Origin of the sequence: Pseudomonas sp. D4-21 (genome assembly GCF_051132125.1) — a bacterium.
Lineage (GTDB): Bacteria > Pseudomonadota > Gammaproteobacteria > Pseudomonadales > Pseudomonadaceae > Aquipseudomonas.
Genome location: NZ_CP071664.1, coordinates 4658710 through 4680948, shown reverse-complemented (window position 1 = coordinate 4680948; position 22239 = coordinate 4658710). Strand labels below are relative to the sequence as shown.

The window sequence follows — 22239 nt, the reverse complement described above, 5'->3', positions numbered from 1 at the left end:
AAAACCACTGTGGGAGCGGTGGCGTTACCGGTCAGCGCTTGCCGTCGAGCGGATCGATATCGGCCATTTCCGCTTCGTCCAACCCGTCGCCTCCACCTATATCGTTTTCTCCAACGATGCTCAGGTCCCAATCGGCCTGCTCATCCTCGCCGGCCTCGCGGGCGTCCCGGGCACCGTCTTCGTGGATCAAGGTTTCGGGGCTCATGTCATCATCGGTCGGCTGGCGGTCTTCCATCGAGGCCCCTGTCATGCCCGCTTCACGCACGCGTTCATCCGGCATCAGTTGCTCGCGTTCTTCCTCCGGCAATTCATCGCCGATCCTGGCGTCGTATTCATCGTCATCGAATTCCAGCTCACGCATCGAGCCCATGCGGTCTTCGTTGTCGTCGATGGGTTCCGGTTGCACCGCATCGTAGGGACGTCGTGAATCATTCATGGCAATTCCTCATACTGTGGGCCTTACTAAGAGTCGACCGACTGTGGGGCCAGGAATTCCAATGCATCGCCGACGTGACCTCGACCGGCGGTCGTCTGTCACAGTTGGGCACTCTCTATCGAGGCTGGACAGCATGAATGAATTACAAGATCTGATTGATAACAACGCGCGCTGGGCCGATGCGATCAAGCAGGAGGATCCTGACTTCTTCGCCAAGCTGGCTCGTCAGCAGACCCCTGAATACCTGTGGATCGGCTGCTCCGATGCGCGGGTACCGGCCAACGAAATCGTTGGCATGTTGCCGGGTGATCTGTTCGTGCACCGCAATGTCGCCAACGTCGTACTGCACACTGACCTGAATTGCCTTTCGGTCATCCAATACGCAGTCGACGTGCTTAAGGTCAAGCACATCCTGGTGACGGGTCACTACGGCTGCGGCGGCGTGCGTGCTTCGATGCAGGACCGCCAACTGGGCCTGATCGACGGCTGGCTGCGCTCGATTCGCGATCTGTATTACGAGCATCGCGATGCCTTGGCCAAGCTCCCCACCGAAGAAGAACGCGTGGACCGTTTGTGCGAGCTCAACGTGATCCAGCAAGTGGCGAACGTGGGCCACACCAGCATCGTGCAGAACGCCTGGCACCGTGGGCAGAAGTTGTCGATTCATGGCTGCATCTACGGCATCAAGGACGGCCGCTGGAAAAGCCTGGACACCACGATCAGCGGCTTCGAGCAACTGCCGCCGCAGTATCGGCTACGTCCGGTCGACGCGCCCTGAGGGCAACCTCTAGTCGCGATGACAACGGCGCCGCCAGTGCCGCAAAAATTCCATCCCTCGCTCATTCGGCGATTCGTCATAGCCAGTAATCCAGCCGTGGCAGTTGGATGAACCGCACCGGCAGGCGAATTGCCGATACAGCTTGCGTTCAGTACTGGCGTAGTCCATCGCCAGGCGGTCGCCTTCACGGATATCCGTCAGGGACCACAGCCACAATTCGCTCATGTCCAGGAAGACATTGGGATTGCAGGAGTGCAGCAGCAATCCGGCGAAGTGTGGGTCGTACATGTGGACATCCGGCAGAAGCTGCAATGTGTGCAGGCGTCGGCGGCTGATCAGCAGCCCCGATACCCTGCACATCCGCGTCATGGGGGCGAATGGCTTGCGGGCGATGATCCCATTGCCGCGACCGGCGTTGGTCTGGCGCACTTCAAAATCGCGCACCGAGGGATAGCCCTGGCGAGGGCTGAATTGTTTTCCCGGATAGATGCAGTCCCGGGTCTTTGAATCGACGCAATTGTCGATGAATTCGATCATGACCGTCCTTGTCGGTGCTGGACACTCGACTTTTCAGCGCTGGCCTCCAGCCGGCGGCGGTTAAAAACTCCAATAGCTTCCTCCAAGCCGTGATGCGTATCTACTGTCGACTCTGACAGGTGCCATAAGCGCTTTCCCGTGCGAGCGCAGGCTTACACAGGAAAGGCTCGTCAGGGTTTATACGGCTTCGGCGGGTAATGGCATGGGCACTTTCAACTGCTGCAGTTGCGATTTGACCGGTGGTGTTTCGCACTTCTTGTCTGCGTCCACCTCGCTCAGCTTGCGAACCGAGGTATAGAACAGCTCGCAAGTCTGCTCTTTTTGCGTGACCTGCCACGTCTGGGTGCATTGGCTCAGCAATGCGCTCGGGTCGGTACCTGGCTTGCTGCCCATTCCGGCCTGCCAGCATGCAGCGCTCAGGTCCTGGCCCATGACTTTCAAGCCCGCGGCATCGGCCTTGGCCTGGTCGCCGTCATAACTGTCCGGATCGGCTGCGTACCAGATGTAGCTGGGGTGGTTGGAGCCCAGCACCGGAACCTTGGCCCCCGGCGCAGGCTCGATGGTCGCCAGGCCGAGTACCGCCACGGTCTGGCCGTATTGGGTCTTGATCCAGTCCCGGACGGGCGCTCCGAAAGCCACCATCGGCAGCGACGCCCCGCTGGCGTTCCGAGTGACTTCCTTGACCATGGTGGTCTGGTAATCGTTGAAATAGCTATACAGGCCGGCGAGTGTACTGCCCGCATTGGACGGCGCCGCAATGGGCGCGATGTCGATGATGGTCTGGTAAGCAGGCGTGTCCCCGGCGGCAATGCCGTTGGCGGTCAGCAGCGTGGCCCAGCGGTCGGTGGTGGCCGACTCCAGGTAATCCTGGGCCTGGGTCAGCGAATAATCCGGCGGGAAGTGCAGCAGCTCGACGCTCTTGCGGTTCTCCAGCGCCATGCCCAGGGGCAGGAACAGGTACCAGTTGTAGGCCCATTTTTTATCGTTGTTGAGTTTCGTGGCGCCGTTATAGGCGAGGTCGCCGGCGTTGAGCAAGGCGGCCAACGGTTGGCCATAACTCTTCGGCACGCCACTGATGTTGGCGTAGACGGTGCCGTTGTCGCTTTTGACCTCGACTTTGGCCGCGTCGTAGCCGTCGCGCTGGACGCTTTGCGTCAAATAATGCTCGACGGTCTGCTCGAGTGTCCAGTTGCGAAAACAGATGACATTGCAGTTGTTGGGGTAAGCGAAGAGGCGGGTGACGCGTTCGGTGCTGCCAAGGTTGACACCGATGTCGGCGGCTTGGGCGGTGGCGCTCAAGGCCAAGGCGGCGAGAGGAAGTACGGCGAGTTTGAACATGCTCAGATCCTTTTCAGCGTGGGCCCTTGGAAACAGGGTGTATCCATACTGAAACAGACGGAGCCGAAGAAGAAGTGGGCCGATGGAAAAATCGGCCCTTTTTTATGGCTTTATGGCATTACTGGCGGCAGGTAGGTCAGCGTGGTCCCCAGGGCCCACAGCAGCACCAATACCAGCGGCGTGTGAACCAGCAACTGCACGAAAGAGAATCCGATCAAGTCCCGCGCTTTCAACCCGAGAACGCCCAGCAACGGCAGCATGTAGAACGGGTTGATCAGGTTCGGCAGTGCTTCGGCGGCGTTATAGATCTGCACGGCCCAGCCCAAGTGGTAGTTCAGGTCGTTGGCCACCTGCATGACATAGGGCGCTTCGATGATCCACTTACCGCCGCCGGAAGGAATGAAAAAGCCCAGCACCGCCGAGTAGACGCCCATCAACAGGGCGTAGGTGTCATGGGAAGCGATCTGTACGAAAAAGGTCGAGATATGGTGTGCCAGCGTCTGCGCATCGCTGCCCTTGACGGTGGTCAACAGTGCGGCAATCGATCCGTACAACGGGAACTGGATCAGCACGCCGGTGGTGGTTGGCACGGCGCGGGCCACGGCATCGAGAAAACTGCGTGGCCGCCAGTGGAGCAAGGCGCCCAACATAATGAACAGAAAGTTATAGGTGTTGAGCCCGGAAATGGCGCTGATGGCCGGCTTGGTCGAAAACTCATGGAACAGCCAACCAGCGGCGAGCAGCACCAATGCAATGGTCAACAGCGGGCTGTGTTCCAGCCATTCCCCGGGGCGGGTGCGCGGTTGCAGCGCCGGCATGCTGAAACTGGGGTCGATCCCGCAGGCGGCGGCGTCACGGGCGCTGTTGGGGCCCGGCGCGGTGGCATACGCGATGATCACCGAGATCACGATCAGCGCCAGCAGCATCACACCGGACTGCCAGAGGAAAATCGTCTGGGTAAAAGGGATGACGCCGGTAATCGACAGGATCGATGGCGGCAGGCTGGCCGGGTTGGCTTGCAATTGCGCGGCCGAAGAAGACAACCCCAGCGCCCACACCGCGCCCAGGCCCAGGTAAGCGGCAGCGCCAGCGGCGCGATAATCCATCTTCAAGTCCGCGCGCCGGGCGAGGGCACGCACCAGCAGGCCGCCGAACACCAGCGACAGCCCCCAGTTGAGCAGCGATGCGACCATGGAGATCACGGCCACCCACGCCACCGCGGAGCGGCCATTGCTGGGAATGCGCGCCAGGCGGTCGATCAGCTTGACGGCTGGAGGCGAGCTGGCCACTACATAACCGCCAATCACCACGAACGCCATTTGCATGGTGAAGGGAATCAGGCTCCAGAACCCATCGCCGAAAGCCATGGCTGCGGCAGTGGGCGTGGCGCCAATGAGCTGCGTCGCCAGCGCGACCACCAGCACCGCCAGCGCGGCAAAGACCCAGGAGTCGGGGAACCAGCGCTCGGCAAAACTGGAACAGCGCAGCGCGAAGCGGGCGGAACGGCTGTCTTCAATGTCAGTGGTCACGGCAATCACCTCGGGTTTTTATGATTATCGGTATCTGGAGCGACGAAGCATCGGCGGTCGGGCGCCAATATTGGAACATTCCAATGACCGTGGGAGACGGACCGGCGTTCGGAGTACGACGTGATTTTTTTCAGACCGAACACCGGCGCTCTTCAGAAAAAAATCCTTGGGCCGATGGCAAGGAACAGCAGTAATTCTCCTGCCTGCCGGAGCTTGCCATGTTCAACAATCGCTTGAAGCAGGAGCTGCTCGCTCTTCGCCAAGAACTCTCCAGTCTCATGCAGATAAAAGAGAGCCTTGATCGCGAAATGCTCGGTTTGACCCTCGATGCTGAGGGGAGGATACAGTCGGTCAACCAGAACTTTCTCGATGACATGCGTTACAAGAGCCAAGACCTGATTGGCCGTTCTGTCGAGGAACTGGTACCGGCTTACCTGAAGTCCAATGAATTCCAGGCGCGCTTCAAGACCGCGCTGACCCGTGGCGAGCATTTTTCCGGCGCCGTGCGCCTGATGCGGGGCGACGGCAAAGAGGCCTGGCTGCGCTCGATCCTCCAGCCCATACGCAATGCCGAGGGGCGAATTCGTTCTTTTTCGATGTACTCCAACGACCTCACTCGCACCATCGAAAACTCCCGCGAGCATGAGAACCTGATAAGTGCCCTGGTGCATTCGACGGCGGTAATCGAGTTCGACCTGGGTGGCCATGTACTGACGGCCAATGACCGTTTCCTCAATGCGATGGGTTACAGCCTCGCGCAGATCAAGGGCAAGCATCACCGTACGTTTTGCGAGCCTGAGCAATACAACAGCGCGACCTACCAGCATTTCTGGAAGCGTTTGAACAGCGGCGAGTTCGTTGCCGGGCGCTTCAAGCGTATCGACAGCAGCGGTCGCGAGGTGTGGCTGGAAGCTTCCTATAATCCGGTGGTCGATGCCAACGATCGCCTGTACAAGATCGTCAAGTTCGCCACCAACATCACCGACCAGGTCAAGCAGGAAAAAGCCGTTGCCGCGGCCGCCAACATCGCCTACAGCACTTCCCTGCAAACCGATAACAGCGCCCAGCGCGGCACCACCGTCGTGACCCAGGCCGTGGACGTGATGCGCGACCTGGCCCGGCATATGCAGACCGCTGGCCAGGGTATCGAGGCACTGAACGAACAGTCGCTGGTCATCGGAACCATCGTCAAGACCATCAGCGGCATCGCCGAACAGACCAACCTGCTGGCGCTCAACGCCGCAATCGAGGCTGCCCGGGCCGGTGAACAAGGGCGCGGATTTGCGGTGGTGGCCGATGAGGTCCGGCAACTGGCGTCGCGTACCAGCCAGGCAACCGATGAGATCGTCGGCGTCGTTCGCCAGAACCAGGACATGGCTCGCAATGCCGTGGCGCTGATGACCGACGGCCAACACCAGGCTGAACAGGGCCTGGCCTTGGCGGCCGAGGCGGGAACGGTAATCGTCGAGATCCAGGACGGCGCGAAGAAAGTCGTGGACGCGGTGAGCCAGTTTGCCAATCAGTTATCAACATAAGGGCGGTTTATTGTTGTTTTTTACAAATTAATTATCGTATTTCGATAATTTTAAGGCTATGTTCTGGGCTCCTTTCGTTCTGTTGGAGCCTCACATGGGTTCGAATCGCCTAGCTGTTTATAGTCAACGCATGGCTGCCATCACGCTGATATTCATTGCGGCCATGATGGCCATCAATGCCCTGGTCTGGGTGTTTCCTGATATCGAGTCGCAGTACGGCCTGGGCTTTGCGTTGACTCAGCGTCAGTTGTCCAGCCTGTCAGGGGAGGCGACCTTGTTAACTGGTTGGCAGAGCCTCGGCGCGATCTTCTTATCGAGTATCCCTCTGCTGGCGCTGACAGTCGGGCTGGTCAATCTGCGACAGCTCTTCAAGCGCTATGCGCAGGGGCAGTATTTCTCCGGCGAAGCCGCCATTGCACTGGGCAAGGCCGGCCGCGCGGTGGCATTGTGGGTGCTGCTGGATTTCCTGTGCGAACCTTTGTTGAGCCTGCTGCTCACCATCAATGCGCCCGTTGGCCAGCGATTGCTGAGCTTGAGCATCACCGCGCCGTCCTTCGTCGCTTTGTTTCTGGCGGCGTGCATTGCGATCATTGCCCGGATATTGTCCCAAGCCGCTGAAGTCGATTCAGAAAACCGAACTTTCGTTTGAGATACCCATGCCTATCGTGATTCAACTTGATGTGATGCTGGCGATGCGCAAGGTCAAGTCCAAGGATCTTGCCGCCGCCATTGGCATCACCGAGGCCAACCTTTCCCTGTTGAAGCAGGGAAAGGTCAAGGGCATACGTTTGGCGACCCTGGAAGCTATCTGTGACTATCTGCACTGTCAGCCGGCCGACCTGCTGGTTTACCAGCCGCGAAGCGAATCCGATCAGTCGCCCAGCGCTTGACCTTCGCGCCTTGGATCCGCCCCGCCAGCCAGCGAGGATTTCCCTTGGCCATCACGCACCCGGATGATCGCCTGGGTGCCGCTGGTCATGTCGATTTCGCCCACTGTGTGGCCTTTGTCTTTCAACGCCTGGACCAACGCCGGGCTGAATTGCCCCTGTTCCAGTTCGGTGGGGCCATTGCGGCTGCCGAAGTTGGGAAGATTGATGGCGGCTTGCGGGTCCAGGTCCCAATCCAGCAGGCCGATGACGGACTTGGCGACGTATTCAATGATCTGTGATCCACCTGGGGAACCAACCGCGGCCAGCCATTCGCCGCTCTGGCGATCAAAGATCAGGGTCGGAGCCATGGACGATCGCGGGCGTTTGCCGGGCTCGACGCGGTTGGCGACTTTGCGCCCGTTCTCTTCGGGTATGAAGGAAAAGTCAGTCATCTGGTTGTTGAGCATGAATCCCTGCACCATCAAGTGCGAACCAAACGCTGACTCCACCGTGGTCGTCATCGACACGGCGCCGCCCTGGTCATCCACGGCCACTACTTGCGAGGTGGAAATTCGCAGGGGCGAGCGATCCGGCGCGAAGGCCATCTGGATGCCCGGTGGTGTTCCCGGCTTGGCAACGCCCATGCTGCGAGGGCCGATGAGGCTTGCGCGGCTCGCCAGATACGTGGGGTCGACCAAGCCTTTGACTGGCACGGGGACAAAATCCTGATCGGCAACGTAAAGGGCGCGGTCAGCGTAGGCCAGGCGCTCAGCCTCGGAAATCATGTGCACGGCTTCGGGCAAAGGCTCGATACCAGCGGGGTTCGTGGATTTGATCGGTTTCAATGCCGCGAGGGCGGTTAGGCCGTCGCGCTGTTCCAGGTTCTCCAATGTTCCGAGGATCTGCGCCACGGCAATCCCGCCGGAGGAGGGCGGCGCCATGCCACAGACTTGCCAGCGTTTGTAGTCGGTGCACAACGGCGCGCGCTCGCGGGCGGCGTAACCTTTGAGGTCGCTCAACGACAGACTGCCCGGATTGGCGTGGCTTTGGACCTTGGCGACAATTTCTTCAGCAACGGGCCCTTCGTACAAAGCATTGGGGCCTTCGTTGGCAATACGCTTGAGGACGCCCGCCAGTGCCGGATTTTTAAGCAGGGTGCCCACTGCCTTGGGGCTGCCGTCGGCATTCAGGAAATAGGCGGCCATGTCGGGCGAGCCAGGTAAAGAGGCATCGGCGGCAATCATCGAGTGAAGTCGAGGCGAAATCCTGAACCCCTGTTCCGCCAATACAATTGCCGGCTCGAACAGTGTCGCCCACTTCAGGCGGCCATGTTTGCGATGGGCCAGCTCCAGGGCACGCAACACGCCCGGTGTACCCACGGAGCGGCCGCCGATCTGCGCGGCGGTAAACGGCATCGGTTTGCCGTCGGCCTGGATGAAGAGTTTTTCGGTAGCACCGGCCGGCGCCGTTTCGCGGCCGTCGTAGGTGCGCACCGCCTTGCCGTCCCATAGCACAATGAACGCACCTCCGCCGATGCCGGAAGACTGCGGCTCCACCAACGTCAGCACTGCCTGCATGGCAATTGCCGCGTCGATGGCCGACCCGCCGCGCCGGAGCATTTCCCGTCCGGCTTGCGCGGCAAGCGGGTTTGCCGCGGCGGCCATGTGTTTGTCGGCATGACGTGTCTGTAGATCGGTGCGGTAGCCGGAAGCGATTTCCGGAGCCGTGGGCAAGGCAGAAGCGGACGTGGAGGAGGGCGGAGCCTTGCAGGCGACAAGTGCCAAGGCGACAGCCAGCAGGGAAACGGCTGACAGGCGATGAAGATTCGATTTGAGATCTGAAAGCACGTGTCGCTCCGTCCATGGGCCAAGGATATTGAGATCGACTGTAGCGATACGAGGCGTGGGGCGCAAATCGACGGGGGGCGGCGATTCGGCTTCGCCCCCACAAGACGTCAGGCGTTCTGCGCCTGGAGAAAAATAGAAAACAGCTCGGACTGGGACTTGATCCCCAGTTTGCTGTACATATGTTTTTTATGGACTTTTACGGTTTCGGCGGAAATTTCCAGCTTGCGGGCGATTTCCTTGCTGGAGCAACCGCTGAGCATCAAGCGCCCGACATCCAGCTCCCGTGCGGTCAATTGCGCGCCTTTGAGCTGCTGGACTGACGCTTCCAGCTGCACGCGCCAATCGGCTTGCGGCGGTGCTGGTGCAAGGGCCACCACTTCGTTGATTTCGTAAGGCAGGCGCTGGCGCAACAGGCCGAGCACCCAGGGCTGGATGAGTGACAGCAAGGCAGTCTGCTCGCCACTGAACCGCTGCTTGCTGCCCAGCGACAGGCAAAGCGTGCGGTCGCCTTCGAGCTGGCAATTGAATTGGACCTCATCGGACACCACATTCAGGCGGAAGTAACGCTGGTAGTACTCGGTCAACTCGAAATGTTCCGGTGCGACTTCCGACAGGCGATACAGCCCGGTGCGCGACTGCTCGCGACAGGCGATGTAGAACGGATCGAGCAGATACAGGCCGCGCAGATAATCCTGGAACAATTGATCCGGACTGCCGTCCGCACCCGGGCACTCTGCGAATACCTGCGGGCGCTGGTCGGCGCTGAAAAGCAGTGCCACCCAACTGTCGAAAGGTACGTATTGATCGAGCAAACGGACCAGCTGCGTCCAGAAATTAGGCTTGTCCAAGGCGTCGATCAGTTGCCCAACCGAGCGGTGCCACGCGATGTCGTCTAACGAAAGTGTCATGCCTCTACCCCTATCGGGTTACCCCAGCGGCGTGATTTCCCGCCGTGGGCCTGCTGCGCATACTGGCTCACAGACACCGACCGGGCAATCTTTCAGCCCGCCTGGTTAGAACAAGGAATACCCATGAAAGTCGAACTCGCCCAGTTGGCGGGCCGTGATAACGATACGGCCTATAACCTCGAACGCGCCCTTCAGGCGATTGCCGCCTGTGCGGCCGATACGCAGTTGATTGTATTTCCCGAAACGCACCTGATGGGCTTCCCATCGCTTGAGACAGTGGCAGAAACCGCTGAGCCATTGGATGGCCCGACTGTCAGCGCGGTGCTTGCTGCGGCCCGGGAGCACAACATTGCCGTGGTCATAGGCGTGGCCGAAAACGACCGTGGCCGCTTCTACAACACCACGCTGCTGATCACCCCGCAGGGCATCGCGCTGAAGTATCGCAAGACCCACCTCTGGGCGTCGGACCGCGGTGTGTTCGAGGCCGGCGACCGTTACGCCACGTGTGAGTGGAACGGTGTGCGCGTCGGTCTGCTGATCTGCTACGACATCGAGTTCCCGGAAACCGCCCGAGCCCTGGCGCAACTGGGGGCCGAACTGCTGATCGTCACCAACGGCAACATGGACCCCTACGGGCCGACTCACCGCACCGCGATCATGGCTCGCGCCCAGGAAAACCAAGCGTATGCGCTGATGGTCAATCGGGTGGAAGAAGGGGATGGCGGGTTGGTGTTCGCAGGCGGCAGTGCGTTGGTGGACCCGCTGGGCACGCTGTTGTTCGAGGCCGGGCGCGAAGAAGGGCAGTTTGCGGTGGAATTGGACCTGAACCAACTGACGGCGGCGCGGCGTGATTATCGCTACCTCGATGATCAGCGGCTGAAGATGCCGGGAGAGATTGTCGAGCATCCCTATGGACTGCGAGAGCTGTTGATTCCTTCGCGTTGATCCTGAATCTGTGTCGTCAGGGCTTGCCCGCGAAGAGGCCCTGACAAGCAACACGTTTGCGTTGAAAAAAACAGAACAAGAACCTAACACCCGAAATTGCGCCGAACTCGGCTCTGCCATAAATCTAATAATTCGGAGTAGTCACTCATGGCTCATTTGCAACGCACCCTGTCATTGGGGTCGGTGGTGCTGTTCGGCATCGCCTATATGACACCGATCATTGTCCTTGGCACTTTCGGTATTCTCGCTCAATCCACCTCCGGCATGGTCCCCGCCGCTTACCTGGCAGCACTGGTGGCGATGTTCTTCACCGCGATGAGCTACGGCCGAATGGCCGCGGCGTTCCCTGTCGCCGGTTCGGCCTACAGCTATGTCCGCAAGGCGATCAGCCCGAAACTCGGTTTCATCGCCGGTTGGGCGGTATTGCTCGATTACCTTTTCTTGCCCATGGCCATCTGGCTGATCGGCGCGGCCTACCTTCATTCCGCATTCCCGACCGTGCCGCAGTGGCTCTGGGTGCTGGTCTTCATTGGCATCACAAGTGCGATCAACATCGTCGGTCTGAAACTGGCCAACGGCATCAACGCGCTGTTGATGCTGGTGCAATTCCTGGTGCTGATCGCCTTCGTTGCGTTGTGCGTTCATTATGTCGGCGGGGATGCGAGCACACCGTTATGGTCGGTCGAGCCCTTTTTTAACGGTGACATGCAGATGCCATTGATCATGAGCGGCGCAGCCATCGCCTGTTATTCATTCCTGGGGTTCGACGCGGTCAGTACCCTGACCGAAGAAACCCGCGATCCGCGCCGTACCATTCCACGAGCGATCATGCTGATTACCCTGGTCGGCGGATTGATCTTCGTCAGCGTGTCGTACTTCGTGCAGATCGCCCATCCGTCGTCCCAGTTCGACAGTGTCGACGCGGCGGCCTATGAAATTGCCCGCAATATCGGTGGCGACCTGTTCGTATCGATCTTCCTGATCGGCCTGATCGTTGGCCAATTCGCGTCGGGGCTGTCGGCCCAGGCCAGCGGCTCCCGGCTGTTGTTCGCCATGGGCCGAGATGGCGTACTGCCGAAATCGTTCTTTGGCGCCTTGCATGAACGCTTCGGTACGCCGGTCAACAGCATTCTCTTGTGCGCCGTGGTCGCGTTGCTGGCGCTGAAACTGGACGTCACCACCTCAACCTCGTTCATCAACTTCGGCGCGTTCCTGGCATTCAGCCTGGTGAACCTGTCGGTGATTTTTCACTACTGGATCGGCGCGCAGAAGAAAGGGCTGCGTGAATTCGTGTTGTTCCTGCTGTTCCCGTTCGTTGGTCTGGCGGCTGATGTATGGCTGATGGTCAGCCTCGATCACTTGGCGATCTACCTTGGCCTGAGCTGGCTGGCGATTGGCTTGGTGTATCTGGCGGTGCTGACGGGAGGTTTTCGTCGCCAGCCACCGGAGATGGATTTCCAGGAAGCCACATAAATCACTACGCCCCGTGGGAATAGCTGAATCTTGCGGGGGCATTCAGGGAGATATACCCAGAAACAAGAAAGCCCGCACTAGGCGGGCTTCTTGTTGTTCAAAGACATTCAGGAACATCTTTGAACAGGACTTGGTGGCTACACAGGGACTTGAACCCCGGACCCCAGCATTATGAATGCTATGCTCTAACCAACTGAGCTATGTAGCCAAGTGGCGCGCATTATTCGCTGGTAACGAAGATGTGTCAAGCGTAAATCCAAAATATTTCTCTGCACTTTCAACCGCTTAACCATCCTCGTCGCCAATGTGCGTCAACTGAGCTGAAATCTCCCTGTGTTCGCGCTCAAGGCCTGGCTGCCTTGGCTCAAGGTGTCCGCCGCCACGTTCACCGCGCGGGCGCCTTCCAGCAGGCGCATGGCCGCTTGATCGACCTGCTGGATATTGCCGCTGACCTCGTCGGCTGTGCTGGCCTGCTCATCCACCGCGGTGGCGATTTGCGCCAGGGTATCGGTGACGCTCTGTACGGCGCTGGCAATTTCCCCCAGACGCTCGCCAAGGCCGGTCACGGCTTGCGCGTCGGTCTGGGCCTGGCCGCAGGCCGCTTCCATCAGGCTGACGGCTTCGTTGACCGTGGCGCGCAGGCTGTCGACGGTGCCGGCGATCTGTTGGGTGGAGGACTGGGTACGTTGCGACAGGCTGCGCACTTCATCGGCCACCACCGCAAAGCCCCGGCCTTGTTCACCGGCGCGGGCGGCTTCGATGGCGGCGTTGAGCGCCAGGAGATTGGTCTGCTCGGCCACGCCGCGAATGGTATCGACCACCAGCTGGATCTGTTGGCCCTGCTCGCTGACCCGGCCCAAGGCGGCGGCGGTTTCGTTGAGCCGCTGGTTGAGCTGCTGAATGCTCGCCGTGGTGCGCTGGCTGTCGCGGCTGCTGTCGGCGGCGATGCGACGGGTCTGTTGCGCGCTGTCTGACGCCTGTTCGCAACTTTTCGCGACGCCTTGGGAAGTTGCGGCCAGTTGCGTCGCGGCGGCGGCGATCTGGCTGATTTGCATCTGCTGAGCCTCGACTTCGCCCAAGGCGCCGCTGGAGTGTGTATTGAGGGTGCGCACGGCGTCGCTCAGTTGCAGCGTTTCGTGATCCACGCCCAGCAGGCTGGTGCGCAACTGCACCACGGCGACATTGAGCGCGGTGCTGATAGCTGCCAGCTCGTCGCGTCCTTGCACGGGTACCTGGAGGCTCAGGTTGCCGTCACGCAGGGCTTCGGCCAGTAGGGTTATGCCACTGGCGCTGCGGCGGATAGAGGCTTGCAAGCAGACGAACAGGTACAGCGCCGCCAGCAATAGGCAGCCAAGCACCGTGGCGACCAAGGTGAACTGGCGGATCGCAGAGCCGTGGTAATGGTCCAGCCGCGTGTCCAGTGCGACCAGCGATTGTTGTCGCAGGGTCGCCAGGTCCCGAAGAAGGGCGTCCATGTGTTTCTCGAACGCTTCCGGCTTGAGATTGATGGAGCCACCGAACACGCCGTCATCCAAGACTTTCAAGCCGGCGTCCAAGTGCTTGAGGCTGCCCTGGAACTGTCCGGCCCAGGATTGCAATTCGCTGGGCAAGCGTGTCTCCAGCAACGCACCGGTCTTGACCAACTGATCCCGGGCGTCGCCGATGCGGCTGCGCAAGTCACGCAGTTGCAGGCGGCTCTGCAAAGTGAATTGGCCTGACACCACCGAGGCCTGGCCAACGCTGGCCAGGCGGCCGACACGTTCGATCAGCTCGGGTGTCTGCTGGGTCGAAATCTGGGTGAGCAGGTAGGTTTCCAGCCAGGAGGCGAGCGTCAGGCGATTGTCCATGACCATCTGTTCGCGCAACGCTTGCAATGCGCTGAGGGCAGCGGTGAAACGATCATAGCCATCCGGCCACCAACCCACGGCGCCCAGGCTCTTGGAATCCAGGCCGTTGAGGCTGGTCTGCAAGGCCTGGTAGCGGGCGAGGGTGTCGGCTTCGACGCCCTCGGCCTGCAAGGTCGCGCCAAGATCGTTGGCGACCTGGTTGAGCTCCGGTTGCACCGCATCGAACGCGGCCATGGCGGCGATCGTCGCAGGGGTGGGTTGTCGATTGGTCTCCGTGGCCCGCCAGCGCGCCGCGCGATTACGCTGGGCGGCGAGCAGGTTGTCCAGGTTATCCAGGGCGAGCAACTGGCGTACGCCGGCGCGCTCTCCGGAAATCAGGTTGAGTTTGTCCCGGTAGTCCTGGCCGATGAGCCACAGGCTGCCCATGAGCGGCAGGATGAACAAAAGGAACAACAACTGGAATTTACGGGCGAAACCAAAATGCCCCAGCAACCGGATGCCCGGTGATAGAAAAGCCTGCATGCCCATACTCCCCTGAACACCCTTGCACTTTTTTTGTGCGTTTTTACACAAGTGCCGAAACGGGTGCTCTTTCAAAAGGCCTCGAAAGCTTGTCCAGGCCGGCTCTGTAGGCCTGCTCTGTAGCGAAACTTCCCATTCTCGGTCCCCTTTGTAAGGGGCCGCGTCGTAAGACTTTTACAAGGCAAGATTCAGACCATGGCGTTGCGCTATCACCTTGTTTGCCGACTATTTTTTATCGGTCGATAGCAAGCTAATGGGATAGCCTTGTCGCACTGAAAAATGGCACATTGGCGAACCTTGCCCATGTGCTCCCACCTGCCGTCTGGAAACTTCCCATGGCTATCAGCAATACCCCGGCTGACGCGACGCCCATTGGCGCCACGCCCCAAAGCAGTCCTTTGGTCATGCGCATCATTGGTGCGGTGGCGTTGGCTCATCTGATCAACGATCTGATCCAGGCTGTGCTGCCGTCCATCTATCCGATGCTCAAGGACAGCTATGGCCTGACGTTTACCCAGGTCGGCCTGATCACCCTTACGTTCCAGTTGACCGCATCTTTGTTGCAGCCTTGGGTCGGCTATCACACCGATCGGCACCCGAAGCCCTGGCTGTTGCCGGCCGGAACGGTGTGCACGCTGATCGGCATCGTGATGATGTCCATGGTCGGCAGCTTTGCCATGATCCTGCTGGCGGCGGCCTTGATCGGTATCGGCTCGTCGACTTTTCACCCCGAGGCATCGCGAGTGGCGCGACTGGCTTCCGGCGGTCGTTACGGCCTGGCGCAATCGACTTTCCAGGTGGGCGGAAACGCCGGCTCCGCATTCGGCCCGCTGCTGGCCGCAGCGATCATCATTCCCTACGGTCAAGGCAATGTGGCCTGGTTCGGCTTGTTCGCGCTGTTTGCCTTGTTCGTGCTGTACCGCATCAGCCGTTGGTACGCCAATCACCTGAACCTGTTCAAGCTCAAGCAAGGCCAGGCGGCGACGCATGGCTTATCCAAGGGGCGGGTCCTGAGTGCGTTGGTGGTGCTTGGCCTGTTGGTGTTCTCGAAGTATTTCTACATGGCCAGTTTCACCAGCTATTTCACCTTCTACCTGATCGAAAAGTTCGACCTGTCGGTGGCATCTTCCCAACTGCACCTGTTCCTGTTCCTTGGCGCAGTGGCGGCGGGGACCTTCTTTGGCGGCCCGATCGGCGACAAGATCGGACGCAAGGCGGTGATCTGGTTCTCGATTCTGGGTGTGGCGCCATTTACGCTGATCTTGCCTCACGTGGACCTGCTGTGGACCAGCATCCTCAGCGTAGTGATCGGCTTCATCTTGGCTTCGGCTTTCTCCGCCATCGTGGTGTATGCCCAGGAGCTGGTGCCGGGCAACGTTGGGATGATCGCCGGCGTGTTCTTCGGGTTGATGTTCGGCTTCGGTGGGATCGGCGCCGCGCTGCTGGGGCATCTGGCGGACATCCGGGGTATCGAATACGTGTATTGGCTGTGCTCGTTCCTGCCGTTGTTCGGCGTGTTGGCAATTTTCCTGCCAAGGACCAAAAGGGCCTGAATCGAACATTCCGAGCCCCGTTTCAACGCAGTATGGGCCAGTGCGGATACCTTTCGTACAGAGCTTCGGTCAATCCATCAGGCATTTTTGCTCTCGACCCCGGATGGGGTCGATGTACCGTTTATCGTAGTCCCTGAGCCATGAATGAACTTGCCGCTCTTTGGTGTTTCCGACGCAAAGAGCCTGTTCCAGTCAATTGGCTCCAACAAGAAGCCACCGGTCATGGTTATGACCGAGGCAGCGTGCAAAGCGTTGTCGCTCTACCAGGTGACGAAACTGGCATTTCTTTTAAGGGACTAAACCATGGCAACCGTCGATAACCCGAACCTGAATTCCCATACCGTGAGAACCGGCCCCGGCACTGTCCAGGTCGACCTCACCGGCCAGCTAGATGATGCCCAGAGCATCATTATCCAGCCGGACGGCAAGATACTGATTGGCGGCTATACCGAGTACCTGGCATGGGGCTACCCCGGGGCGCCAGGTGAGGAAAGCTACGGCTACGAGCAGAACCATTCCGTTATCCGCCTGAATGCGGATGGCAGCCTGGACACCCGCTTTCATGAAGGTGGCGTCGATACGATACCGACCACGACAGCCCCAGCGTCCCGCTATGAGCTGACGGCGGTGCAGGCCGATGGCAAGGTGCTCGTCGCTGTGGCGCTGAACACCGGCATACAAGTGGAGCGCTACAACAGTGACGGGACGCGTGATGTCGGCTTTGGTCAGAACGGTGTCATGACGGTCGACATCAACCATGATTTCAAGGATATCGACCTGACGGCCAATATGGACGGCACCTTTCAGGTCAGTGCCCGCGGGTTTGACCAGGCTACCGTGACCAAGGCTGGCAATGACGGCAGCTTGTTCGACGGCTTTGGTCACAATGGCGTGCTCACCGTCGACATTTACGAAGACCCGTTTTTCAACGGAGGGATCTCCACTGCGGTGTTGGCAGATGGAAGTGTCGTGGTCGGGGCTGCCTACAATGCCGCCGGCATGGGCGATCCGACGTTCGCCTTGCAGCGTTTCAACGCCGACGGTCAGTTGGATACCCGTTTCGGTGACGACGGCGTCCTGCATTTGAGCGCTGCCATGGGGTTTGGCGAAGACTCGGTGGTCACCGTGCAGGCTGACGGAAAGATCATCGTGATGGGGCATGGCGAGGGCGATCGCCTGGCTACCGTGGCGCGGCTCAACGCTGACGGGTCATTCGACAGTAGTTTCGGCAGCAATGGCTCGGTGACCTTCGAGGCCGACACGCCGGTGGCTTTGACGGTGCAAGCCGATGGCAGGATCGTGGCTGCCGGCACGAACAACGGAGATTTCAATGTCATCCGCTTGAACGCCGACGGTAGCCTGGACTCAAGCTTTGGCAGCCAGGACGGCAAGCTCCATATGGAGGGGTACGCCGGCGAGGAAATCTTGCGGGGCACCGATGCCGCCGAAATCATCCACGGCCTGGCGGGCGATGATGTGCTCCACGGCGACGGCGGGCGTGATGTGTTGCAAGGTGGCTCAGGCTCGGACATCTTCCGTTTTACCGAACTGGGCGACAGCTTCCGCACCGCCACGCTGAACAGCAGCGGCCGAATCCAGGACTTCGATGTCTCCGAGGACCGCATTGACCTGATCGGCCTGGGCTTCACCGGTATTGGGGATGGCCATGACGGTACCTTGGCCATCCAGGCCAGCGCGGACGGCACCCGCACCTACCTCAAGAGCTTCGACGCCGATGCTACCGGGCAACGTTTTGAACTGACCTTGGATGGCAATCTGGTTGGGCAATTGAACAACACGAATCTTGTGTTCACAGCGCCCACGCTTGAAGGGGAATCTACCAACGATACGATTACCGGTTCTGCCTTGTCGGAAATCATCCATGGCCTGGACGGCAATGACCGTATCAACGGCGGCGCCGGAGCGGATGTCATCATCGGCGGCGCGGGCGCCGATCGTCTCAACGGTGGGGACAGAGCCGACATTTCGTTGTGGACGGACAATCGGGAAAACGCCGACGTGTTCCGCTATCTCTCCATCGAGGACAGCTACCGTACCGACAACCAAAGCTTTGCCGACCTTATCGAAGGCTTTACGGTTGACGACAAGATCGATGTGTCGGCACTGGGCTATACCGGCTTCGGAGAGGGTACGGGCACTACGCTGAAGTTGGTCTACAACGAGGCATTGGACCGCACTTACCTGAAGGATGCGCAAGCGGACGCGCAAGGCCATTCGTTCCAGGTTGCGCTGGCCGGGGACTGGAGGGAAAGCCTCGGCGAAGACAACATGGTCTTTGCTCCCACAGCGGCTCCCGACGCCCAACTAGGCCTGATCGGGGTGGCGCCAGACGTCGATCAATGGCATTTGTTAAGTTGACGCCCATAAAAAAACACCGCGTGACAGTCACTGCCACGCGGTGTTTTTTTCATTTCAGACGTTGAAGCGGAAGTGCATCACGTCGCCGTCCTTGACGATGTATTCCTTGCCTTCCAGACGCCACTTACCGGCTTCCTTCGCGCCAGCTTCGCCCTTGTACTGGATGAAGTCGGCGTAGGCGATGACTTCGGCGCGGATGAAGCCCTTTTCGAAGTCGGTATGGATGACGCCAGCGGCTTGCGGGGCGGTGGCGCCCACGCGAACGGTCCAGGCGCGGACTTCTTCGACACCGGCGGTGAAGTAGGTCTGCAGGTTGAGCATTTCGTAGCCAGCGCGGATCACCCGGTTCAGGCCAGGCTCTTCCAGGCCCAGGGCCTCGAGGAACATGTCCTTCTCTTCGCCATCGTCCAGTTCGGCGATTTCCGCTTCGATCTTGTTGCAGACCGGAACGACCATGGCACCTTCTTCCTCGGCGATGGCACGGACCACGTCCAGATGCGGGTTGTTCTCGAAACCGTCTTCGGCGACGTTGGCGATATACATGACCGGCTTGGTGGTCAGCAGGTGGAAGCCCTTGATCACCAGCTTCTCGTCGGTGCTCATGTCCTTCATCAGGCTACGCGCGGGCTTGCCCTCGGTGAAGTGAGCGATCAATCGCTCCAACAGGCCTTTCTGGACGACTGCATCCTTGTCGCCACCCTTGGCATTGCGGGCAACCTTCTGCAGTTGTTTCTCGCAACTGTCGAGGTCGGCGAAGATCAGTTCCAGGTCGATGATCTCGATGTCGCGTTTCGGGTCGACGCTGTTGGAAACGTGGATCACGTTCTCGTCTTCGAAGCAGCGCACCACGTGGGCGATGGCATCGGTTTCGCGGATGTTGGCCAGGAACTTGTTGCCCAGGCCTTCACCCTTCGAAGCACCGGCCACCAGGCCTGCGATGTCGACGAACTCCATGGTGGTCGGCAGGATGCGCTTGGGATTGACGATGGCCGCCAGTGCGTCCAGGCGCGGATCGGGCATCGGCACGATGCCGCTGTTCGGCTCGATGGTGCAGAAGGGGAAGTTCTCGGCCGCGATACCGGATTTGGTCAGGGCGTTGAACAGGGTGGACTTGCCGACGTTAGGCAGGCCGACGATGCCGCAATTGAATCCCATGGTGTTTCCCCTCGGATAAGTGTCAGGCCTTCTGGCTGTGCAGGTTTTTCATCGCGCGGTTCCATTCACCGGCGAGGATATCCGGCAGCACGCCGAGGGCAAAGTCGATGCTGGCATCGAGTTTTTCCTGTTCGGCGCGAGGCGCGCGACCCAGGACAAAATTTGAAACCATACTGGCAACGCCCGGGTGGCCGATGCCGAGCCGCAGGCGGTGAAAGGTATTTTGATTGCCCAGTTGCGCAATGATGTCGCGCAACCCGTTGTGACCGCCATGGCCGCCGCCCTGCTTGAGCTTGGCAACGCCCGGAGGCAGGTCGAGTTCGTCGTGGGCCACCAGGATTTCTTCAGGCTTGATGCGAAAGAAACCGGCCAACGCCGCCACGGCCTGGCCGCTGCGGTTCATATAGGTGGTGGGAATCAACAGGCGAACATCCTGACCCTGGTGTGAAAAACGCCCGGTCAGGCCAAAATATTTGCGATCGGCGGCCAGGCTGACGCCTTGGGCGTGCGCGATGCGCTCAACAAAAAGGGCCCCTGCGTTATGCCGGGTCTGTTCGTATTCGGCGCCTGGATTTCCCAGGCCAACGATCAGTTTGATGGCAGTCACGATAGGGGCCCTTCCTGGAGTGGTGGTTAACATGTCGCGGTCAGACGGTGTGGCGACAACGAACGAAAATTGCGGATCTACCGTTAAGTAAACTTCGCGTTCTTGCCCGTTGTCTCGCTACGTTCCAGTCCGCGATGTTTCCGGTCACTCCGGCGACAGAGTGTAATTACTCTGCTGCGCCTTCTTCAGTCGCTTCTGGAGCAACACGTGGAGCGTGGACGTTGGCAACAGCCTTGTCATCACCGTGTGCCAGGGCAACAAACTCAACGCCTTTAGGAGCCTTGAGGTCGGACAGGTGAACGATCGTGCCAATCTCGGCGTCAGCCAGGTCGACTTCGATGAATTCAGGCAGGTCCTTCGGCAGGCAGGAAACTTCCAGCTCGGAAGTCACGTGCGAGATTTCGCCGCCTTTCTTGATCGGAGCAGCTTCGTTGATGAAGTGCACTGGAACGGTAGCGGTCAGTTTCTGGCCAGCCACGACGCGGATGAAGTCAGCGTGCATGATGAACTGCTTGGCCGGGTGACGCTGCATCGCTTTAACGATGACGTTTTGCTTCTTGCCATCAACGTTCAGTTCGATCACGTGGCTGAAAGCAGCCTCGTCTTCGAACAGCTTGGCCACTTCTTTGGCCAGCATGGTGATGGATTCAGGGGCCTTGTCACCACCGTATACAACGGCAGGAACCTGGCTGGCGAGACGACGCAGGCGGCGGCTCGCACCTTTCCCCAGGTCGGTACGCGCTTGGGCGTTCAGAATGAAATCGGTCATGTTGTTTCTCCAAAATAGCCATATCCGAATGACGTCTGCGACCGACGCCAAAGCGGTATGGGCAAAAAAGCCCCGCCCCAACATGAGTGTTGGGGCGGGGCGCTTTTCGTCAACGAGATATCCGGGAAAGGGCAGGGCCCTTAGCGGAACATCGCACTGATCGATTCTTCATTGCTGATGCGGCGAACCGCCTCGGCAACCACCGGTGCGATATCCAACTGACGGATACGCGCACAGGCTTGTGCTGCAGCGGACAGCGGGATGGTGTTTGTCACCACCAACTCGTCCAGCACGGAATTTTCAATGTTTTCGATCGCCCGACCCGACAGCACAGGGTGCGTGCAGTAGGCGAAGACCTTGGCAGCGCCATGCTCCTTCAAGGCCTTGGCCGCGTGGCACAGGGTGCCGGCGGTATCGACCATGTCGTCGACCAGGATACAGGTGCGCCCTTCGACATCGCCGATGATGTGCATCACTTCGGAGTGATTGGCCTTCTCGCGGCGTTTGTCGATGATACCCAGATCAACGCCCAAGGATTTGGCTACGGCCCGTGCACGCACGACGCCGCCAATGTCCGGGGACACGATCATGAGGTTTTCGAAGCGCTGATCCTCGATGTCATCCACCAGGACGGGGGAGCCGTAGATGTTGTCCACGGGAATATCGAAGAAGCCCTGGATCTGGTCAGCATGCAGATCGACCGTCAGTACACGATCGATGCCGACCACGGTCAGCATATCGGCAACGACTTTCGCGCTGATGGCCACGCGTGCGGAACGCGGACGGCGATCCTGGCGGGCATAACCAAAGTAAGGAATAACAGCAGTAATACGAGTAGCCGAGGAACGGCGGAAGGCATCAGCCATCACGACGAGTTCCATCAGGTTATCGTTGGTCGGAGCGCAAGTCGGCTGAATAATGAAGACGTCTTTACCGCGAACGTTTTCATTGATCTCGGCAGTGATTTCGCCGTCGGAGAACTTACCGACAGAGATGTCACCGAGAGGGATATGCAGCTGACGTACGACACGCCGAGCCAGATCGGGGTTAGCGTTCCCCGTAAAGACCATCATCTTGGACACGCGCAGTACCTGAAGGCTGAGGGTATACCTGGATGAGTATAGGAAAATGGCAGGGGCGGCTGGATTCGAACCAACGCATGGCAGGATCAAAACCTGCTGCCTTACCGCTTGGCGACGCCCCTGTATCTGT

General features: G+C 59.6%; 20 protein-coding genes, 2 tRNA genes and 1 pseudogene. 10 read left to right on the top strand and 13 right to left on the bottom strand.

Going from position 1 to position 22239, the window contains the following annotated elements; translation table 11 throughout:
- Positions 1-31: 31 nt before the first annotated feature.
- A complete protein-coding gene (locus J3Q04_RS21040; protein ID WP_434562306.1) occupies positions 32-436 on the bottom strand; it encodes a serine kinase/phosphatase in 405 nt (134 codons plus the stop codon).
- 133 nt (positions 437-569) lie between these two features.
- On the opposite strand from J3Q04_RS21040, the gene can reads away from it, so the two are divergent.
- On the top strand, positions 570-1214 hold the full coding sequence (gene can / locus J3Q04_RS21035; protein WP_039594546.1) for a carbonate dehydratase: 645 nt from the start codon (positions 570-572) through the stop codon (positions 1212-1214).
- Between the two features lie 9 nt (positions 1215-1223).
- Here can and J3Q04_RS21030 read toward each other — a convergent pair whose 3' ends face one another.
- The 3 genes from J3Q04_RS21030 to J3Q04_RS21020 all read right to left on the bottom strand — a co-directional run bounded on the left by J3Q04_RS21030 (position 1224) and on the right by J3Q04_RS21020 (position 4618).
- Positions 1224-1751, bottom strand: a complete 528-nt coding sequence (locus J3Q04_RS21030; protein ID WP_420764049.1) for a lysine methyltransferase — start codon at positions 1749-1751, stop codon at positions 1224-1226.
- A gap of 177 nt (positions 1752-1928) precedes the next feature.
- Positions 1929-3089 (bottom strand): hypothetical protein, encoded by a 1161-nt coding sequence (locus J3Q04_RS21025; protein ID WP_420764050.1) that lies wholly within the window; start codon positions 3087-3089, stop codon positions 1929-1931.
- Between the two features lie 110 nt (positions 3090-3199).
- Entirely contained in the window at positions 3200-4618 is a 1419-nt protein-coding gene (locus tag J3Q04_RS21020; protein WP_420764051.1) for a short-chain fatty acid transporter, read from the bottom strand.
- Positions 4619-4836: 218 nt separating this feature from the next.
- Here J3Q04_RS21020 and J3Q04_RS21015 point away from each other — a divergent pair.
- The 4 genes and pseudogenes from J3Q04_RS21015 to J3Q04_RS21000 form a co-directional block, all read left to right on the top strand.
- A pseudogene (locus tag J3Q04_RS21015) lies at positions 4837-5565 on the top strand (PAS domain-containing protein); the annotation flags it as partial.
- A 156-nt stretch (positions 5566-5721) separates the two neighbouring features.
- Positions 5722-6153 (top strand): methyl-accepting chemotaxis protein, encoded by a 432-nt coding sequence (locus tag J3Q04_RS21010; protein ID WP_434635653.1) that lies wholly within the window; start codon positions 5722-5724, stop codon positions 6151-6153.
- Positions 6154-6283: 130 nt separating this feature from the next.
- A complete protein-coding gene (locus J3Q04_RS21005) occupies positions 6284-6802 on the top strand; it encodes a DUF2975 domain-containing protein (RefSeq protein WP_434562312.1) in 519 nt (172 codons plus the stop codon).
- Positions 6803-6809: 7 nt separating this feature from the next.
- Positions 6810-7043: a helix-turn-helix domain-containing protein gene (locus J3Q04_RS21000; RefSeq protein ID WP_434562314.1), complete on the top strand. Its 234-nt coding sequence runs from the start codon at positions 6810-6812 to the stop codon at positions 7041-7043.
- Here J3Q04_RS21000 and ggt read toward each other — a convergent pair.
- Both ggt and J3Q04_RS20990 read right to left on the bottom strand, forming a co-directional pair.
- Positions 7025-8869: a gamma-glutamyltransferase gene (gene ggt, locus J3Q04_RS20995; protein WP_434609566.1), complete on the bottom strand. Its 1845-nt coding sequence runs from the start codon at positions 8867-8869 to the stop codon at positions 7025-7027. The two genes, J3Q04_RS21000 and ggt, sit on opposite strands and share 19 nt — an antisense overlap.
- Positions 8870-8976: 107 nt before the next feature.
- Positions 8977-9777, bottom strand: coding sequence for a helix-turn-helix transcriptional regulator (locus tag J3Q04_RS20990; RefSeq protein WP_420764055.1), 801 nt, complete (start codon positions 9775-9777; stop codon positions 8977-8979).
- A gap of 123 nt (positions 9778-9900) precedes the next feature.
- Between J3Q04_RS20990 and J3Q04_RS20985 the strand changes: the two genes are divergently transcribed.
- Positions 9901-10722, top strand: coding sequence for a carbon-nitrogen hydrolase family protein (locus tag J3Q04_RS20985; RefSeq protein WP_434562318.1), 822 nt, complete (start codon positions 9901-9903; stop codon positions 10720-10722).
- A 147-nt stretch (positions 10723-10869) separates the two neighbouring features.
- Positions 10870-12195, top strand: coding sequence for an APC family permease (locus J3Q04_RS20980; RefSeq protein WP_434562320.1), 1326 nt, complete (start codon positions 10870-10872; stop codon positions 12193-12195).
- Positions 12196-12326: 131 nt separating this feature from the next.
- On the opposite strand, the gene J3Q04_RS20975 is transcribed toward J3Q04_RS20980, so the two are convergent.
- Positions 12327-12403: transfer RNA gene (locus J3Q04_RS20975), tRNA-Met, on the bottom strand.
- A gap of 103 nt (positions 12404-12506) precedes the next feature.
- Positions 12507-14564, bottom strand: a complete 2058-nt coding sequence (locus J3Q04_RS20970; protein ID WP_434609569.1) for a methyl-accepting chemotaxis protein — start codon at positions 14562-14564, stop codon at positions 12507-12509.
- A 335-nt stretch (positions 14565-14899) separates the two neighbouring features.
- Between J3Q04_RS20970 and J3Q04_RS20965 the strand changes: the two genes are divergently transcribed.
- The 3 genes from J3Q04_RS20965 to J3Q04_RS20955 all read left to right on the top strand — a co-directional run bounded on the left by J3Q04_RS20965 (position 14900) and on the right by J3Q04_RS20955 (position 18496).
- Positions 14900-16117: an MFS transporter gene (locus tag J3Q04_RS20965; protein ID WP_434562324.1), complete on the top strand. Its 1218-nt coding sequence runs from the start codon at positions 14900-14902 to the stop codon at positions 16115-16117.
- Between the two features lie 144 nt (positions 16118-16261).
- Positions 16262-16417 (top strand): hypothetical protein, encoded by a 156-nt coding sequence (locus J3Q04_RS20960; protein WP_420764060.1) that lies wholly within the window; start codon positions 16262-16264, stop codon positions 16415-16417.
- A gap of 3 nt (positions 16418-16420) precedes the next feature.
- On the top strand, positions 16421-18496 hold the full coding sequence (locus J3Q04_RS20955) for a calcium-binding protein (protein ID WP_434609572.1): 2076 nt from the start codon (positions 16421-16423) through the stop codon (positions 18494-18496).
- A 54-nt stretch (positions 18497-18550) separates the two neighbouring features.
- Here the strand turns inward: J3Q04_RS20955 and ychF are convergent, their stop codons facing one another.
- The 5 genes from ychF to J3Q04_RS20930 form a co-directional block, all read right to left on the bottom strand.
- Entirely contained in the window at positions 18551-19651 is a 1101-nt protein-coding gene (gene ychF / locus J3Q04_RS20950) for a redox-regulated ATPase YchF (RefSeq protein WP_420764062.1), read from the bottom strand.
- A 22-nt stretch (positions 19652-19673) separates the two neighbouring features.
- Entirely contained in the window at positions 19674-20258 is a 585-nt protein-coding gene (gene pth, locus J3Q04_RS20945) for an aminoacyl-tRNA hydrolase (RefSeq protein WP_003185374.1), read from the bottom strand.
- Positions 20259-20424: 166 nt separating this feature from the next.
- Positions 20425-21027, bottom strand: a complete 603-nt coding sequence (locus J3Q04_RS20940; RefSeq protein ID WP_420764064.1) for a 50S ribosomal protein L25/general stress protein Ctc — start codon at positions 21025-21027, stop codon at positions 20425-20427.
- A gap of 140 nt (positions 21028-21167) precedes the next feature.
- Positions 21168-22109, bottom strand: a complete 942-nt coding sequence (locus J3Q04_RS20935; RefSeq protein WP_003171603.1) for a ribose-phosphate pyrophosphokinase — start codon at positions 22107-22109, stop codon at positions 21168-21170.
- A gap of 47 nt (positions 22110-22156) precedes the next feature.
- Positions 22157-22231: transfer RNA gene (locus tag J3Q04_RS20930), tRNA-Gln, on the bottom strand.
- Positions 22232-22239: the final 8 nt, after the last annotated feature.